The sequence below is a fragment of the Halomonas sp. E14 genome (assembly GCF_052568415.1).
This window is the reverse complement of the sequence record NZ_CP199423.1, coordinates 2074136-2090600: the sequence shown is the minus strand read 5'-3', so window position 1 is coordinate 2090600 and position 16465 is coordinate 2074136. Positions and strand designations below refer to the sequence as shown.

14 protein-coding genes and 1 pseudogene are annotated in these 16465 nt (G+C 58.5%); 4 read left to right on the top strand and 11 right to left on the bottom strand.

Features of this window, described 5'->3' with window-relative positions; translation table 11 throughout:
• Nucleotides 1-62: 62 nt before the first annotated feature.
• Nucleotides 63-2813 (top strand): TrlF family AAA-like ATPase, encoded by a 2751-nt coding sequence (locus ACT7B3_RS09810; protein WP_445157801.1) that lies wholly within the window; start codon nt 63-65, stop codon nt 2811-2813.
• Here ACT7B3_RS09810 and ACT7B3_RS09805 read toward each other — a convergent pair.
• From ACT7B3_RS09805 to ACT7B3_RS09785, 5 genes and pseudogenes are all read right to left on the bottom strand, one after another.
• Nucleotides 2727-2960, bottom strand: a pseudogene (locus ACT7B3_RS09805) (putative phage abortive infection protein); the annotation flags it as partial. The gene ACT7B3_RS09810 and the pseudogene ACT7B3_RS09805 sit on opposite strands and share 87 nt — an antisense overlap.
• Nucleotides 2961-3584: 624 nt before the next feature.
• Nucleotides 3585-3866: a hypothetical protein gene (locus tag ACT7B3_RS09800; protein WP_445157800.1), complete on the bottom strand. Its 282-nt coding sequence runs from the start codon at nt 3864-3866 to the stop codon at nt 3585-3587.
• Between the two features lie 200 nt (nt 3867-4066).
• On the bottom strand, nt 4067-4303 hold the full coding sequence (locus ACT7B3_RS09795) for a helix-hairpin-helix domain-containing protein (RefSeq protein ID WP_445157799.1): 237 nt from the start codon (nt 4301-4303) through the stop codon (nt 4067-4069).
• A gap of 31 nt (nt 4304-4334) precedes the next feature.
• Nucleotides 4335-4685 (bottom strand): hypothetical protein, encoded by a 351-nt coding sequence (locus tag ACT7B3_RS09790; RefSeq protein ID WP_445157798.1) that lies wholly within the window; start codon nt 4683-4685, stop codon nt 4335-4337.
• 133 nt (nt 4686-4818) lie between these two features.
• Nucleotides 4819-5262 (bottom strand): SMEK domain-containing protein, encoded by a 444-nt coding sequence (locus ACT7B3_RS09785; protein WP_445157797.1) that lies wholly within the window; start codon nt 5260-5262, stop codon nt 4819-4821.
• A gap of 445 nt (nt 5263-5707) precedes the next feature.
• On the opposite strand from ACT7B3_RS09785, the gene ACT7B3_RS09780 reads away from it, so the two are divergent.
• The gene (locus tag ACT7B3_RS09780; protein WP_445158866.1) at nt 5708-6157 is read left to right on the top strand and encodes a GNAT family N-acetyltransferase; all 450 of its coding nucleotides are present in this window, start codon (nt 5708-5710) and stop codon (nt 6155-6157) included.
• Nucleotides 6158-6437: 280 nt separating this feature from the next.
• Entirely contained in the window at nt 6438-6926 is a 489-nt protein-coding gene (locus tag ACT7B3_RS09775) for a hypothetical protein (RefSeq protein ID WP_445157796.1), read from the top strand.
• Nucleotides 6927-7026: 100 nt separating this feature from the next.
• Here the strand turns inward: ACT7B3_RS09775 and guaD are convergent, their stop codons facing one another.
• From guaD to xdhA, 4 genes are all read right to left on the bottom strand, one after another.
• A complete protein-coding gene (guaD, locus tag ACT7B3_RS09770; RefSeq protein WP_445157795.1) occupies nt 7027-8349 on the bottom strand; it encodes a guanine deaminase in 1323 nt (440 codons plus the stop codon).
• Between the two features lie 178 nt (nt 8350-8527).
• Nucleotides 8528-9391 (bottom strand): xanthine dehydrogenase accessory protein XdhC, encoded by an 864-nt coding sequence (gene xdhC / locus ACT7B3_RS09765; protein ID WP_445157794.1) that lies wholly within the window; start codon nt 9389-9391, stop codon nt 8528-8530.
• Nucleotides 9391-11871 carry a xanthine dehydrogenase molybdopterin binding subunit gene (xdhB, locus tag ACT7B3_RS09760; protein WP_445157793.1) on the bottom strand — a complete coding sequence of 827 codons (2481 nt, stop codon included), beginning with the start codon at nt 11869-11871 and terminating at the stop codon, nt 9391-9393. The genes xdhC and xdhB overlap by 1 nt, the downstream gene beginning before the upstream one ends.
• Nucleotides 11855-13327 carry a xanthine dehydrogenase small subunit gene (gene xdhA / locus ACT7B3_RS09755; RefSeq protein ID WP_445157792.1) on the bottom strand — a complete coding sequence of 491 codons (1473 nt, stop codon included), beginning with the start codon at nt 13325-13327 and terminating at the stop codon, nt 11855-11857. The genes xdhB and xdhA overlap by 17 nt, the downstream gene beginning before the upstream one ends.
• 245 nt (nt 13328-13572) lie before the next feature.
• Between xdhA and ACT7B3_RS09750 the strand changes: the two genes are divergently transcribed.
• Entirely contained in the window at nt 13573-14247 is a 675-nt protein-coding gene (locus ACT7B3_RS09750) for a TetR/AcrR family transcriptional regulator (RefSeq protein WP_444679330.1), read from the top strand.
• Here the strand turns inward: ACT7B3_RS09750 and arsJ are convergent.
• Both arsJ and ACT7B3_RS09740 read right to left on the bottom strand, forming a co-directional pair.
• A complete protein-coding gene (arsJ, locus tag ACT7B3_RS09745; RefSeq protein ID WP_445157791.1) occupies nt 14219-15427 on the bottom strand; it encodes an organoarsenical effux MFS transporter ArsJ in 1209 nt (402 codons plus the stop codon). The genes ACT7B3_RS09750 and arsJ overlap by 29 nt on opposite strands.
• A complete protein-coding gene (locus ACT7B3_RS09740; protein WP_445157790.1) occupies nt 15424-16458 on the bottom strand; it encodes an ArsJ-associated glyceraldehyde-3-phosphate dehydrogenase in 1035 nt (344 codons plus the stop codon). The genes arsJ and ACT7B3_RS09740 overlap by 4 nt, the downstream gene beginning before the upstream one ends.
• Nucleotides 16459-16465 lie beyond the last annotated feature (7 nt).

The window sequence follows — 16465 nt, the reverse complement described above, 5'->3', positions numbered from 1 at the left end:
GCTTTGCGGGTTACGCTGGCGTTAGCACTCTCTAGATAACATCGAACGGAAGGATGTAAATAATGGCATTTGTCGGGGCAAGATGGTGGAAGTTCGATTTCCACACGCATACACCAGCTTCTTTTGATTATGGTAAATCAGACAGTGGTTTAAAAACATCCAAGACCCCTAGAGAATGGCTGCTGGATTATATCTCTAAGGGAATAGAGTGTGTCGCAGTTACAGATCATAATTCGGGTGACTGGATTGATGGGCTCAAAGATGCCGCAGAAATCTTAAGAGCTGAAGGTCACTCAATTTTTGTATTCCCTGGTGTTGAGATTACTGCTAGTTCAAATATACACGTTTTGGGGATTTTTGATCCTCATGTTACATCAGCGGATATTAATGCCGTTGTCGGAGCGTCGAAGTTTCGAGGGACAAAAGGGGATAGCGATTCAGTAGCAGAAGAAAGTGCTGAAAATGTAATAAGAGAAATAATATCAGCAGGTGGTGTTGCTGTTCCAGCTCATATTGATATGAAAGCTGGACTTTGTCAGCAGTATTCTTCTCATACAATTAGGCAAGTCTGTGAGAATGCAAATGCAGTTGAGATAATTTTTCCTGACCAAGAACGAGATGACGCGCCTCTATCAAGATATACAAATTTATGTATGGATTTGCCTTCAGTTATTGGCTCGGATGCTCACCACCCTAATGATATTGGTAGAGCTTATACATGGGTGAAAATGTCTACCCCTTCTATAGAGGGGCTAAAGCTTGCCTTGGTTGATGGTTCATCTTCCATAATTCGTTCAGACAATGAAATAAAAAATCCAAATACTTCTTCCAATACGCTTTTACGTTCTGTAACTATAGAAAATGCCAAATATGCAGGACGATCGAACCCTCTAACAGTTGAATTTAACCCATGGTTAAATTCAATTATTGGTGGGCGTGGTAGTGGAAAGTCCTCTGTCCTTGAATTTATAAGATTAGGTATGGATAGAGCGAGAGACTTATATGAATTAAGTCAAAACAATGAGATACGAAGGTCTTTCGAAAGTTTTACTAAAATATCGGCATCCCGAGACTCTGAAGGAGTAATGCTCGCAAATACGAAAATCAGTTGTATTTATACTAGAGATGGAGTTCATTACTTACTGATTTGGACGAAGGAAAATGAGAGTGTTTCAATCTCTCGTTATGATGGCCAGCAATGGGTTCAAGAAGAGGGAGAAGCCCACTCACGATTCCCAATAAAGATATTCAGCCAGAAGCAAATATTCGATTTGGCTAAAAAACCCAACACTCTTCTTCGGTTAATTGATGAATCATCAACCGTCGGTTTCCAGCAATGGAAAATGGAATGGTCTGAAAAAAAATCCCATTTCCAAACTTTGTGCAGCCAAAAAAGAGAGCTGCAGTCAAAGTTGGCAAATAAAAATGTGCTATTAGGACAGCTTTCGGATGTCGAGCAGAAGATAAAAGCAATAGAGAAATCTGGTCATACAGGAATTCTTACTAGCTATCAAACATATAGCGAGAAGAGAAAGATCGTTTCTCAATATGAAACGAGTATCGAAAATTTAAAGCGCCAAGTTGAGTCGACATCTAACGCTACTGTTGTTCCATCAATAGATGAAAGTGCGTTTGATATTCAAAATTCAAGAGAAGCAGAATTGCTTTCCAAATTACAGAGCCTGAATAGTTCAGTTTTATATTTCAAAGAAATTATTGAGAAAGCCGCAGTCTCACTCGAACATGAACTAAACCAATTCAAAGGCTGGTATAGTGAATCCGGCTTCAACAAGCTCCATATTGAAGCTAATAATAAATATTATGAGCTAATTGATGCTTTGCGCAGAGAAGGGGTTGAGAGTCCTTCAGATTATGCAAAGCTAATTGATGAACGAGACACCATTATAAATTCTCTAAAAAATATTGACTTGGTAAGTTATCAATTAACAGAAGTAGACTCTTTAATAAATTCGGCATATCAAGAAATAATTGGGTGTAGAAAAAAGCTAACCAAAAGCCGATTAGAATTTTTGAGACAAAACATTGCCGGTAACTCGTCTATTAAGGTTGATTTGGCACCTTTTTCAGATGTAGATCAAATCGAAGAATCATTTAGAAGCGTTGTTGGGCGCTCAGATAGCGCATTTTCTGCAGATATTTTTGATTTGGAGCGCGAATCTGGTTTCCTTTACAACCTGAATAAAGAATTGGCCCATACTACAGGGGATGAAGATTCAAATGGTCTAGAGCCGTGGTTGTCTAAAATTCATGAATTTAAAGTCCAGGTATCAAATTATACGACTGGGGAAATTCAAGGCACAAAGATTGGGAAAAGATTTTCTGAATTTTTGTCTAATTTACAACCACAAATCTTTGACCAAATAAATACTTGGTTCCCTGAAGATAGATTAACCATAAAATTTAATGATGGTAATAGGTTTAAAGATGTGTCGCAAGGTTCAGCTGGCCAAAAGGCTTCGGCCATATTGTCGTTTTTGTTGTCATATGGGACTGAACCTCTAGTTTTAGACCAGCCTGAAGATGATCTTGATAACGGTCTCATTACTAGTCTGATTGTTTCGAAGCTACATGAAAACAAATCAGAGAGACAAATAATTGTCGTAACTCACAACCCTAATATAGTGGTAAACGGTGATTCAGAGTATGTTGTTGCGCTAGAAGATAGAGGCCAAATAAACCCAGTAGCAACTGGTGCATTGCAAGAATCAACGGTCAGGAAGAATGTTTGCGAAATTATGGAAGGGGGGGAAACTGCACTCCAACAACGATACAAACGAATGTTCAATGTTTAATGCTAACAATCGACTGCTATAGAATAACAAGGCCAGCTCTGGATTGGATAACTGAGCACGAAGAATTCCTGAATATTCCGATTTTCTTGGGGCGTCACTTTTCTCTATAAACTTCAGTATCCGATAAATATTACTTAAATAGCGATCTAACTCATGACGCGCTTTTCATAAAATTTGCATATCCAGAAAGAAGGGCGTCTTTGTAATTTTAATTATCGCCCCTCAACGCTGGCGCGAATTCTTTTAATAATCTTTCGCAGAAAACTCTCAAGCAGTCTCGTCCAGACGATCTTACTTCGCCTTTAACGCTAAGATTTATTCCATTGACTATTTCGTGGCGCAGAGAAATCATAATGAAAGCCCATTCTCGAAACTCTGCAGCTTAATGGATTTATTATGCTCTGCTAGCCGCCATCACCGCCGAAGATTGAACCATGGAGCATACTGAGATAGCTGGTAATTTCTGTTGAACTCTTCAGTTTCATCTTCCCCCCACAAAACATACCATCCGGGCTCCACTGATAGCCCGCCTTAGACAAAATCACTATTGATCCATGCCTGCAACGTTCGCCTAAGTGCTTCGATGTTCATATTGGCCATTTAACGCCTTAAACACCGGCTTGGTGAAGTTGGCGGCTTTTATGGAACAAAAAGGTGACAGCTTTACCATACCCGCGTGCTTTAACTTGTTATGCCCTGAGCACGAAGCGTGTCCCCAAAAAGCCCTGACTCAAATTAGCCAGATGTCAGGGCTTTCAAGTTTGAGAAAGCTTAGGCCGGATTAACGACCAAGCCAGCTTTCTCTGCTTTTCTTTTACGCTTAATGCAACGGTTAGTCGCTTCTGTGATAGGAGTCTCTCCGCCTTTCACTCCTCTCATGTACATCACAGCTGCAGCTGCTTGCATGATGGATTCAGCAGAGTCAGGATTTGCCATGTCTGCTGTCATCTCCTTGACAAGCTCCGCATCAGTGATGCCATTTTTCTCTGCACGACCGAGAGCATTAAACTCTTTCCTCGCGCGGGTTTGTTGAGTTTCAAAGGGATTCTTCATTGGACCACTCCAGTTCCTTAGGCCTCAGAATTGACGCCTAAGGCTCTGTCATGGGGACGGTACTCGAAGATTTCAAGGCTGTACAAAGCTCGTACGCATAACGCCCGGCTTTGGGGCGGACTTGTAGCCGCGAAGCGGCGGAAAGGCCGTCCCAGCCCCGAAGGGACGACACAGCCGTTGTTATGTGAGCGCACCGCCATCTACAAACCTAGCCTTGCCCTTTCTATTGCGGCCTTTACCGCCGACAAGGCTTGAGGGCTATTCTTCCAGCATGTTGTCCTGAACATAGACGCCACTCTTTCAAAAATTTCTTTTGGCCCATAGTTTGCCAACTCATAAAAAGAATCTATCCCTATTTCCTCAAAACGTTTAACTACTGCAGGCCCAACACCCTTCACTTCGAGTAGAGCGTTTTTTTCTGACTCGCTGAATGCCATACCGCCCCCCTTAAGCCACATAACGCTTTGCTCACCGAAAAATTGGGAGCGCAGCGAGTAATTTTTCGGGCGCAGCAACATCTACGAACCCATGCTCCCTGAGCAAAACCACTTCATCGTCCAAGTCAGGAAACCGGCAGACCCGCTTAAGCTTGTTGTAGTTAAACCAAAAGTTTTCATAAAGACCAGACCCACTTGGGGTCTTCTTATCATCCATTTCTCTGCGTCCAAGCAGAAATGCATAAAACTCTCGAATTGTTCTAGGCAACTTAGAAAGCTCCCTTAAAAACTTCCGAAAATGCTCCTTTACCTCTTTGGCCGAGTGCTCGAATTCCTCTGCGCATTCCTTTTGATAGGCCTGATACTTTTTGAAGTCTGACATTTGTGGTGTCGGAATGTTTTCAATATAGGAATCGATTGACGTAGAAAAATTGCCATCTTCGTCAGGTATCTCAAGTTAGATTCGGACTCTTGCCAAGTTACGGCGGACTAGCTCGTAAAGTGCCTGCAAGCGATCAGGCGGAAGGTGATATAGTCTTTTTACATAGATCACCGATATCCCAAATATTTTCCTCCGTGAACGCAAGACTTTGAATAAGCGATTGGCCCAACTGATACGATGTTTGCTTTTTCCCGATAACAAGTACGTTAATTTCATCAAACTGATTTTTTGACGTTGTCTTAAGAGTCTTGTTGACCTTCTGAGCGGTCTTAGTAGATGTAACCTGGAAAGCCACAGAAGGCACTTCATCGCCGAGATCTAGGCCCGGCTCATTACTTCTTTCATCATTTAGATTCACTAACGAGAGTGCCAGAGCCTCATTGAGATAGTCCTTAAATAAATCCTCAGGATAGCGATTGAGGTCTGTAAGCCCCAGTTGGCACCGAGTAGATACCTGCTGAGAAATGGAGGTTAGTCCGTCAACAATTTTGCCGATGAGATGTCCGCGCGTGATCATGCTTCCCCTTGAATATTACGCCCGGCTCACGCGCCGGTTTGGAGCCGCGAAGCGGCGGAAAATCGGTCACCGTGCACTTTCGTGAGGGGAGATAAATTAAAACCTCTCGCGGAAAAGTATGCACTATTCGAAAACCTTGAGCCAAATTAGCTTTCGCGAAAGTATGAGGATTTCGAATTCTACGAGGCTGAAGCATTTGGTGAAAACATTGATCTGTTCATGGGCGAGGCAAATGGCTAACAAGGCGCTTGTTAGGACGAAAACTACGCTGCGCTTTGTTTGCGCCGCACGGCTTGATCGTTGGTACTCGGCCTTAAGGATCGTTTGCTAGAAAACTCATTAAATAATCAATTATATAGGCATCGAATATCAGTACAGAACTATCTTAGGCAGCGCTAAGCCTCAATCCCACGAGGAACCAACCTTGGTCATCCGTGTTGATGACGTGCGAAGTCAAGAAGTTATCGAGCTAATACGAGAGCACCTCGAGTCAATGGCGCCGACGGCTCCTCCGGAGAGCCGTCACGCACTCGATCTCGATGGGCTACGTGGCCCGGACGTTACCCTTTGGGCGATGTGGGATGGGGCGGAGCTCGCCGGTATTGGGGCACTCAAGCGCCTTTCACAAACTCACGCCGAGATAAAGTCCATGAAGACCGCAAAGCCCTACCTGCGTCGGGGCGTTGCGTCGCGCCTACTTTCGCACATGATGCGTGAGGCAAAATCAAGCGGTTATAGTCAACTTAGCTTAGAGACAGGGTCGATGGAGTACTTCCAGCCTGCAAGGGCGCTATACGCTTCATTTGGCTTTGCTCCATGTGCGCCATTTGGCGACTACCTGGAAGATCCGAACAGTGTGTTTATGACCATCTACATAGATGAGGTTAGTGCTTAGAAGCGGCTGAAAACCGGCGCAAAGGCTTACAGGTGTACGCAAGCACCTACACTACCGTGCAGATGAAGCATTCAATTCAGCATCAGGAGGCTTCATGTCGCTACGTAGGCTCCCGTTCGTTCTCTCAATCGCAACCGCTGCTCTCATGCTCAGCGGCTGTCCGTCGCCGGGGAATGGCGAACCACCGCCGACGACCGAAACATCCGATACCTCTGAATCCGAAGCGGCGCTTGCTCCGCTTGAGGTAGGCGACGAGGAGATCCGTGCGGCGGATGGGTCCGTGCTGCTCAGCATGGAAGATGTGCCGGGCACCATTCGCGCGGATCAACAGGCTGAGTTTGGTGCTGCGGAGCGCTTCCGGGAAGCCTCGGTTTCGCCGGATGGTGTCTGGCTAGCCGTGGTCACCACGGGGGCGGCGCACAGTGCCGGCTGGCTTGTACGAGGGGAAGCGCGGCAGCCAAGGCCGGCTGCGTTCCAGTACGGCGGCAACATCACCATTGGGCCGTGGAGCGATGATTCGCGGCGGGTGGTTTTCGTGCAGGAAGGCCCTGCGGGCGGTCGCACGCTGACGGTGGTCGATGCTGAGCGGCTGGGTGAAACGGTGGAGGAGAGTGCCATGCCGGTGCGCAGCCCCGAGCATGACGAGCTGGCACCCGAGGAGCGCATCTACGAGGCGCTGGCATGGAGAAACGGAGAGCTGCTTTTCCGGGTGGGTGGCGAGCGCTGGGTCTTCGATCCGGATAGCGAGGAGGTACGGCGGGAGGGGTGAGCCTTCGAAGCAGTGGGTTTCAAAGCTGGGTTTTACATCTGAATTTCAAATCGTGGCGAGTGGTCCTCATGAATTCTGAGGACCGCTCGCCATTTTCGTTTCAGGCTTGGTCGCGCTGGTGCTGGCAGCGTCCGCTGGCCCAGGTCTCTAGAATGCTGCGGTCGTCGCCCAGCATCATCAGGGCGAACAGGCGCTCGCCGAGGGTTTTGCAACGGGCGTGACGTCGCCCAAGCAGCGGTGAGCCGTCGGGGTCGATGACGACGAAGTCGGCTTCCATGCCGGGGGCGAGGCGGCCGATCTTGTCATCCAGCGAGAGCGCCTTGGCGTTGCCCAGGGTGAGGCCGTATAGGCCTTGCCAGGCGGTGAGCGGCTGGCCGCGCAGTTGGCCTACCTGATAGCCGGCCTTGAGCGTGGCGAGGCCGGAGAGATCGGTGCCGCCGCCGATGTCGCTGGCGTAGGTGATGTTGAGGCCGACCTCGCGTGCCGCCAGGCGGTCGAACAGGCCGCTGCCGAGGAACATGTTGGAGCTGGGGCAGAAGGCGATATTGGCGCCGCGCTCGGCCAGCCTGCAACGCATCTCCTGGTCGAGGTGGATGCCGTGGGCGAAGGTGCTGCGCGGGCCGACCAGCCCGGACTGCTCGTAGACTTCGAGATAGTCGCGGCTCTCGGGGAACAGTTCGGCCACCCAGTCGAGTTCGCCGGGGTTCTCGGAGAGGTGGGTCTGCAGCCACAGGCTCGGGTCGTTGCGCAGCAGGCCGCCGGTGGCGTCGAGCTGCTGGCGGGTGGAGGTCGGGGCGAAGCGCGGGGTCAGGCTGTAGCCCAGGCGCCCTCTGCCGTGCCACTCGCCGATGAGCAGTTCGGTGTCGCGAATGCCGCCGTAGGTGTCGTCGCACAGCGCCTCGGGGGCGTTGCGATCCATCAGCACCTTGCCGGCCAGCATGCGCAGGTCGCGTTCGCGGCAGGCCGAGAAGAAGGCTTCCACCGAGGTGGGGTGGCTGGAGCAGAACACCTGAGCGGTGGTGGTGCCGACCCGCAGCATCTCGTCGAGGAAGGCGTTGGAGATCACCTCGGCCCGCTCGCGCTGGGCGAAGCCGCACTCTTCGGGGAAGGTGTACTCGTTCAGCCAGTCCAGCAGCTGACGCCCGTAGGAGGCCATGATCTCCAACTGCACGTAGTGCACGTGGCTGTCGATGAAGCCGGGCATCACCAGCTTGCCGCGATGATCCACCGTCTCGATGCCTTGGGGCAGGCGTGGCGCCAGCGCTGCGTAGTCGTCGATGGCCTTGATGCGGCCGTTCTCCAGCCACAGCGCGCCGTCGGCGTAGTGACGCACGCTGCCTTCGGCGGGGCTGTCGCCTTCGCCGGGGTCGGCATCGAAGCTCAGCAGTTCGGCGCGTATCACGCGGGATTCGTTGCTCGTCATGTTTGGGGCTCTTTTATTGCAATCATCGGGCTGTTCCGGCGGCAGGCCTGCGAGGAGGCGCTGTGAATCCTTCCCTGGACGCTACATTTGCCATCCATGGCAAATGACCTCCTCTTCGGCCTGCCCCCGGCGCCCGATAGCCAGCGTCGTGGTCAGGAAATTTGTTTGCACCGGTTTGTTAGAACAGGGCACGCAGTTCTGCCGGCGCCAGGCCGCGTTGATCGGCGCGTTCGGCATTGCCCACCATCGGCAGCAGTTCGGCCAGGGCGGCGATGGCGATGGCGTAGGGCGTCTTGTCGCCGCCTCTGATCGGTTCGCCATCCGGGCCTCTGGCCAGGCCGATGGGGCAGCGCACCCGGGGCAGGGCCGCGTCGTCGTGGCCGGCGTCGGTGAGCCGCGAACGGAAGCTGGCCCACTTGCTCTTGGAGCCGATCAGGCCGATGGAGGCGATGTCGTCCCGCTGGAGCAGGGCGTCGACGAGTACCCGATCCTCGGCGTGATCGTGGGTCAGCACCAGCGCGTGGCTGCCTGCCGGGAGCGCCGCCACAGCGGCCTGCGGATCCGGCGCGTGACGGCAGGCCAGGCGTGGTTGTTCCGTGGTCCAGGCCGGGAATACGCCCTCACGGCTATCGTGCCACAGCACACGCCAGGGCAGCGGGGCGGCCAGGCGTACCAGTTCGTTGCCGACGTGGCCGGCACCGAAGATGGCAAGCGTAGCCGCGCTGCCGGGGAACACCTCCAGCAGCACGTTGACGAAGCCGCCGCAGCACTGGCCGCTGCGCCCGCCCAGGGCGAAGGCTTCGAGGCTCATGCCGGCTTCGCCCTGTGCCAGCTTCTCGCGGGCGGCGTCGATCACCTGGAACTCGAAGGTGCCGCCACCCAGGGTGTCGAACACGTCGCTCTCGCTGATCACCATGCGCGCGCCGGGCTCGCGGGGCGTGGAGCCGGCGCTGGTCACCACGGTGGCCAGCGCGTGGGGCAGCCCCTCGCGCTGCAGCCGGTGCAGCGCTTCGTGCCAGGGAGTGGGCCGTGGCGCGTTCATTACGGCGCGCCTCGTTCCAGCTGCGCGCTGTCGTAGCGGCTGCGCAGCTCCTCGGCGGCCAGCAGCACCCGCTCCGGCGTGGCCGGGGTGTCGAGTCGCGGCGCTTCGGCGTAGTCGGCCAGGCTGGCCAGGGCGTCGCGCAGCGCCGACCACACCGCCATGCCGAGCATGAAGGGCGGCTCGCCTACCGCCTTGGAGCGGTAGATGCTGGCCATGGAGTTGGGGTGGCCCTCCATCAGCTTGACGTTGAACACCGGCGGCAGATCGCCGTAGGTCGGGATCTTGTAGGTGGCGGGACCGTCGGAGATCAGCCGGCCGGCCTCGTTCCACTTCAGCTCCTCGCTGGTCAGCCAGCCCATGCCCTGAATGAAGCCGCCCTCCACCTGGCCGATGTCGATGGCCGGGTTCAGTGAGTCGCCCACGTCGTGCAGGATGTCGACCCGGTCGACCTGATACTCGCCGCTGAGGGTGTCGACGCTGACCTCGGCCACAGCGGCGCCGAAGGCGTAGTAGTAGAAGGGGCGGCCCTGGCCGACGTTACGGTCATAGTGGATCAGCGGCGTGGCGTAGAAGCCCTTCTCGGAGAGCGAGATGCGGTTGAGGTAAGCGGACTGGACCAGCTCGCCCCAGGGAATGCTGCGCTCGCTCTCGCCGTGGCCCGCCACCAGGTGGCCGGCTTCCATGCGCATCTCTTCGCGGTCGAGGCCCTGATCCTTGTAGAGGTGCTCGTGGGCGAAGTCGAACAGGCGCTGCTTGAGCTTCACGCAGGCGTCGCGGGCGGCCTGCCCGTTGAGGTCGGCGCCGCTGGAGGCCGCGGTGGGCGAGGTGTTGGGCACCTTGTCGGTACGGGTAGCGGTGATGCGCACCTCGTCGACGTCGAGCCCCAGCTCGCGGGCCACCACCTGGCAGATCTTGGTGTGCAGGCCCTGGCCCATCTCGGTGCCGCCGTGATTGATCATCACGCTGCCGTCGGTATAGACGTGCAGCAGGGCGCCGGCCTGGTTGAGGTGCTTGGCGGTGAAGGAGATGCCGAACTTCACCGGGGTCAGCGCCAGGCCGCGCTTGATGATCGGGCTCTCGGCGTTGAACTCGGTGATGGCACGCCGCCGTGCCCAGTACTCGCTGCTGGTTTCCAACTGCTCGACCAGCTCGCGCAGCAGCTTGATCTGATCCACTTGCTGGCCGTAGTGGGTGGTCTGCCGGCCGTGGCGGTAGAAGTTGCGCTTGCGCACCGTGAGCGGGTCTTCGCCGATGCGCCGGGCGATGTCGTCCATCGCCGCCTCGATCACCATCATGCCCTGGGGGCCGCCGAAGCCGCGGAAGGCGGTGTTGGAGGCGGTGTGGGTGCGGGCGCGGTGGCCGGTCACCCGGGCTTCGCCCAGGGAGTAGGCGTTGTCGCTGTGGAACATGGCGCGGTCGACGATGGCGTCCGAGAGGTCGGGGGAGTAGCCGCAGTCGCCGATCACGGTGATCTCGCCGCCCTGGATCACGCCCTGCTCATCCACGCCGAGGCGGTAGCGGTTGTGGAACGGGTGGCGCTTGCCGGTAGCGCGCATGTCGTCGGCGCGGGGCAGGCGCACGCGGGTGGTACGGCCGGTGCGCCGGGCGATCAGCGCGGCGATGCAGGCCCAGGGCGAGGCCTGGGTTTCCTTGCCGCCGAAGCCGCCGCCCATGCGGCGCACTTCCACGGTCACGGCGTGGAACGGAATGCCCAGCACCTCGGCCACCAGCTTCTGGGTTTCGCTGGGGTGCTGGTTGGAGGTGTGCACAATCACGCCTTCGTCTTCGGTGGGCTGCACCAGGCAGGCCTGGCCTTCCAGATAGAAGTGCTCCTGACCGCCGACGAACTGCTCCGCCTCGACCACGTGGGCGGCGCTGGCCAGGGCCTGTTCCCAATCGCCGCTCTGTTGCACGTGGGTGGGGCGCACGAACTCGCCGCGCTCGGCGGCAGCCACCGGATCGAGGCAGGCTGGCTGCTCGTCGATCTCGGCGATGCCCTGGGCCAAGGCCGCGTTCACCGCCTCGCGGGCGGCGCGATGGCTCTCGGCGGCCACGGCGAACAGCACCTGGCCGACGTAGCTGATCTCATCCTCGACGAAGATCGGATCGCCCGGGAACACGGGGCCGATATCGGTGTGTCCCGGCACGTCGTGGAAGCCGACCACGTCGACCACGCCCGGCATGCTGCGAACCTTGTCCAGATCGAGCCGGGTCAGGCGGCCATGGGCCACGGGCGAGAGCGCCAGCGCCACGTGCAGGGCATCGGCCGGCGCCTTGAGATCGTCGATATAGGCGGCGCGGCCGGTCACGTGCTTGATGGCGCTCTCGTGGGCACGAGAGTGCGGATGCGTACCCGGCGTGACGGTGTCACGGGCCAGTGGTGCGGCACCTTTGATGCGGCCTTCGAGCTCCTCGCGCGCCACGGCGGAGTCCGCGCTCATGTCGTCGGCATTTTTCTTCAGCTTAGTGAGCGTACGCATGGAGCATCACCTCCCGGGGGCTGTCGGTGTCGGCCTGGGCGATCGAAAGGCGCAGGCGCTCGAGCAGGTTAGCGGCGGAGAGCCGGCGGTAGTGAGCGCTGCCACGCACGTCGCTCATGGGCTGGAAGTCGTTCGACAGGGCCTCGCGAGCCGCCTGGAAGGCCGCCAGGTCCGGCGCCTTGCCTTTCAGGGCCGCTTCCGCATTGGCGGCCCGCTTGGGGATGGCCGCCATGCCGCCGAAGGCGAGTCGCACGTCGCGCATCACGCCGTTCTCCAGGCGGTAGGCGAAGGCGCCCAGCACCGCCGAGATGTCGTCCTCACGACGTTTGGACAGCTTCCACACCTTGAGAGTTTGGCCCGCCTCGGGGCGCGGCAGGAAGATCGCGCGAATGGCTTCGCCCTCGCGCAGCGCGGTGCGCTTGTAGTCGAGGAAGAAGTCGTCCAGCGGCAATTCACGCTCACCCTCGGGGCCGACCAGGCGCAGACGCGAGCCCAGCGCCAGCAGCACCGGCGGGGTGTCGCCGATGGGCGAGGCGTTGGCGACGTTGCCGCCCAGGGTGCCGCGGTTGCGCACCTGCTGGGAGCCGAGGCGGTGCAGCAGGTGGGCGAAGGCGTCGTAGTGCGCTTCCAGCAGCGGTTCGAGACGCGAGTAGGTGACGGCGGCGCCGATCCACCAGCCGCTGCGGCCGTCTTCCAGCGTGGCCTCGTCGATGTCGTTGAATTCGGCGACCCGGGTCACGTCGATGACGTGCTCGAAGCGCGCCAGGCGCTGGGTCGATTCGAGCCACAGGTCGGTGGCACCGGCGACGAGCCGCGCCTTGGGGTGCCGCTTCAGGCAATCGGTGAGTGCTGCAAGCGTGGTGGGCTGCAGGAAGGCGGCGTCGTTATCGGCTGCCTTCGCCTCATTCTTGGGCTCTGCTGGCTGGGTCTCTGCGGCGGCGTCGAGCCACAGCGGGCGATTCTCGGGATGCTGGTTCATGCTCAGGGCGGCATCGCGGATCGGGCGATAACCGGTGCAGCGGCACAGGTTGCCGCCCAGCGCGGCTTCCAGGCGCTGCGGCGTGAGGGGAGCGGGGGTATGGCGCTGCTGTTCGTGCAGGGTGAACAGCGACATCACGATGCCCGGCGTGCAGAAACCGCACTGGCTGCCGTGACACGCGACCATGGCGGCCTGGGCGGGATGCAGCTTTTCGCCCTGGGCAAGACCCTCGACGGTGACCAGGTAGCGGCCGTTGAGCTGGTGCGCGGGCGTGATGCAGGCGTTAGCGCTGTGATAGCGCAGCTCGCCATTGGGGCCGGGTTCGCCGATGGCCACCGTGCAGGCGCCGCAGTCGCCCGAGGCGCAGCCCTCCTTGGTGCCGGTAGCGCCGAGCGTTTCGCGCAGCAGGTCGAGCACACTGGTTTCGGGCAGCGCCTCGCATTGGCGTGGCTGCCCATTGAGCAGAAAGTGGATCATCGTCTTGTCTCTTGTTGACCTTGTGATTCTAGACCTGACGGCCTGCGGGGAAGCGTAATAAGTCTTGTGTTGACCATGTGGTCAAGATGTCATCAGCTTGGGCCAGGATCCACTGTTTTGCAAGACCCGGTTGCCTGGTCGGGGTGCGCCGCGCCCGTTTTCTCCTAAAGCGCCATTGGCAGCGCGAAGGGGCTCAGGCACTCTTTGGCCTTCCCTTCGCACCAGGGTAGGTTCCGATGTCCGATATGTCTGAAACCGAGTCGCTGTGCCGCCCCAGTTCGGGTAGCGATGGCAACGGCGCCACGCGCAAGCGCAACGAGCGCGAGATACTCGAAGCCGCCGAGCGTGTCTTCGCCCAGTACGGCTATCGCGGGGCCAGCGTGCAGGCCATTGCCGAGGAGGCCGGGCTGCCCAAGTCCAACGTGCTCTATTACATGGGCAACAAGCGGGGCCTCTACGTGCGGCTGCTGGAGCGCATGATGGCGCGCTGGAACGCCCTGCTCGACGATATCAGCGTGGAGGATGACCCGGCTGAGGTGCTCGAAGCCTTCATTCGCAGCAAGATGGAACTCTCGCAGCGTCACCCCGAAGGTTCACGCCTCTTCGCCGCGGAGATCCTCGGCGGCGCCCCGTTCCTGCAGGACTACCTGCGCGGTGGGCTGCGCGAGTGGGTGCAAACCCGAGCCAAGGTCTTCGAACAGTGGGCCGAGCGCGGCCTGATGGATCCGGTCGATCCGGTGTGGCTGATCTTCCTGATCTGGTCGGCCACCCAGCACTACGCCGACTTCCAGGCCCAGGTGCTCGGCATCACTGGAAAGGAGGAGCTCAGTGACGCCGACCTGGAGCGGATCACCCGGTTCCTGACCCAGGTGATCCTCAAGGGGTGTGGGGTCAAGCCTCCCTCGGCAACGCCAGGCTGATCGCCACCGTCGCCATGAGCATGGCGCTCGACACCCACAGCGTGGCGCTGAGGCCGCCGGTCATGTAGAGCCAGCCGGAGAGCAGGGTGCCGATCAGCCGGCCCATGGCGTTGGCCATGTAGTAGAAGCCCACGTCCAGCGAGACCCCGTCCGAGCGCGCCATGCGCACGATCAGGAAGCTATGCAGGCTGGAGTTCACCGCGAACACCGCCCCGAACAGCAGCAGCCCGCCCAGCAGCACCCCATGCGGCTGCCACTGCTGCTGAAGGCCAAGCGCGATCAGCGCCGGCAGGGCGGCCAGCGCGGCGGCCCAGGCGATGGCGGCGCTGCGGCCCGCCGTGCGACCGGTGATGCGTGGCGCCACCGCCTGCACCGCCCCGTAGCCGATCACCCACAGCGCCAGGAAGCCGCCGACCCGCCAATGGTCCCAGCCGAACTGGGTGGCGAGGAATACCGGCAGCGCTACCACGAACCACACGTCGCGGGCGCCGAACAGGAACATGCGCGCCGCCGAGAGAATATTGATCGCCCGGCTCTTGGAGAGAATCTCGCGGAACTTCGGCTTGGCCTTGGCGCGGCCCAGGTCGGCGTCGAGGCGCAGCAGCGAGAGGCCGAGCACGCCGACGAGCATCAGCGCCATGGCCAGTATCGCGCCCTGGAAGCCGATCAGCGTGAGCAGCAGCCCGCCGAGAAAGAAGCCCACCCCCTTGAGCGCATTCTTCGAGCCGGTGAGCAGCGCCACCCAGCGGTAGAGCGAGGTGTGCCCCTCGTCGCCCGCCGGCACCAGCCCCTTGATCGCGCTCTTGGCGCTCATCTTGTTGAGGTCCTTGGCGATGCCGGAGAGCGCCTGGGCCGCCATCACCCAGGGCACCGCGAGCCAGGCCGTGGGAAGGAGCAGCATGGCCAGGGCGACGATCTGCAAGCCCAGCCCCAGGTTCATGGTGCGGTTGAGCCCCAGCCGCGCGCCCAGCCAGCCGCCCACCAGGTTGGTCACCACGCCGAAGAACTCGTAGAACAGGAACAGCAGCGCCACTTCCAGCGCCGAATAGCCGAGCTGGTGGAAGTAGAGCACCACCAGCATGCGCAGGGCGCCGTCGGTGAGCGTGAAGCCCCAGTAGTTGCCGGTTACCAGCAGATACTGGCGAACCTCGCGGGGCAGGGCGGCAACGCGGGCGATCATTCCTTGTTGCTCTCCACCCCGGTGGCGTTCCCCACCTTGGCGGCCAGCTCCGCGGTGCGACAGGCGTAGCCGTACTCGTTGTCGTACCAGGCGTAGAGCTTCACCTGGGTGCCGGCGACCACCATGGTGGAGAGGGCGTCGACGATGGAGCTGCGCGGGTCGGAGCGATAGTCGATGGAGACCAGCGGGCGCTCCTCATAGCCCAGGATGCCGGCCAGTTCGCCCTCGGCGGCCTGCTTCAACAGCGCGTTGACCTCTTCGACCGTGGTCTCGCGCGCCACCTCGAACACCATGTCGGTGAGCGAGGCGTTGGCCAGCGGCACGCGCACGGCGTGGCCGTTGAGCTTGCCGGTGAGCTCCGGGAAGATCGCGGTGATCGCCTTGGCCGAGCCGGTGGTGGTGGGGATCAGGCTCATGCCACAGGCCCGGGCCCGGCGCAGGTCCTTGTGAGGGCTATCCAGGATCACCTGGGTGTTGGTGATGTCGTGAATGGTGGTCATCGAGCCGTGGCGGATGCCGAGCCGCTCGTGGATCACCTTGACCACCGGCGCCAGGCAGTTGGTGGTGCAGCTCGCCGCGGTGACGATGCGGTGGCGGGCCGGATCGAAGAGGTGGTCGTTGACCCCCATCACCACGTTGAGTACGCCTTCTTCCTTCACCGGCGCGCTGACCACCACGCGCTTCACTCCCTGGTCCAGGTAGCCCTGGAGCTTGGCGCTCGTCTTCATCTTTCCCGAGCACTCGATCACCACGTCGCAGTCGGACCAGTCGGTATCGGCGATCTCGCGATTGGTGCTGAAGGCGATGCGCTTGCCGGCCACCTCGATGGCGTCCTCGGTCGCCGTGATATCATCGCCGCCGCCGCTCCATTGGCCGTGTACCGAGTCGAACTGCAGCAGGTGGGCGAAGGTGGCGGCGTCGCCGCCCGGGTCGTTGATGCGCACGAACTCGAGGTCCGGGTGGGTCCAGCCGGCGCGCAGCGCCAGGCGACCGATGCGACCGAAACCGTTGATGCCGATGCGTAGGGTCATGTCGGGG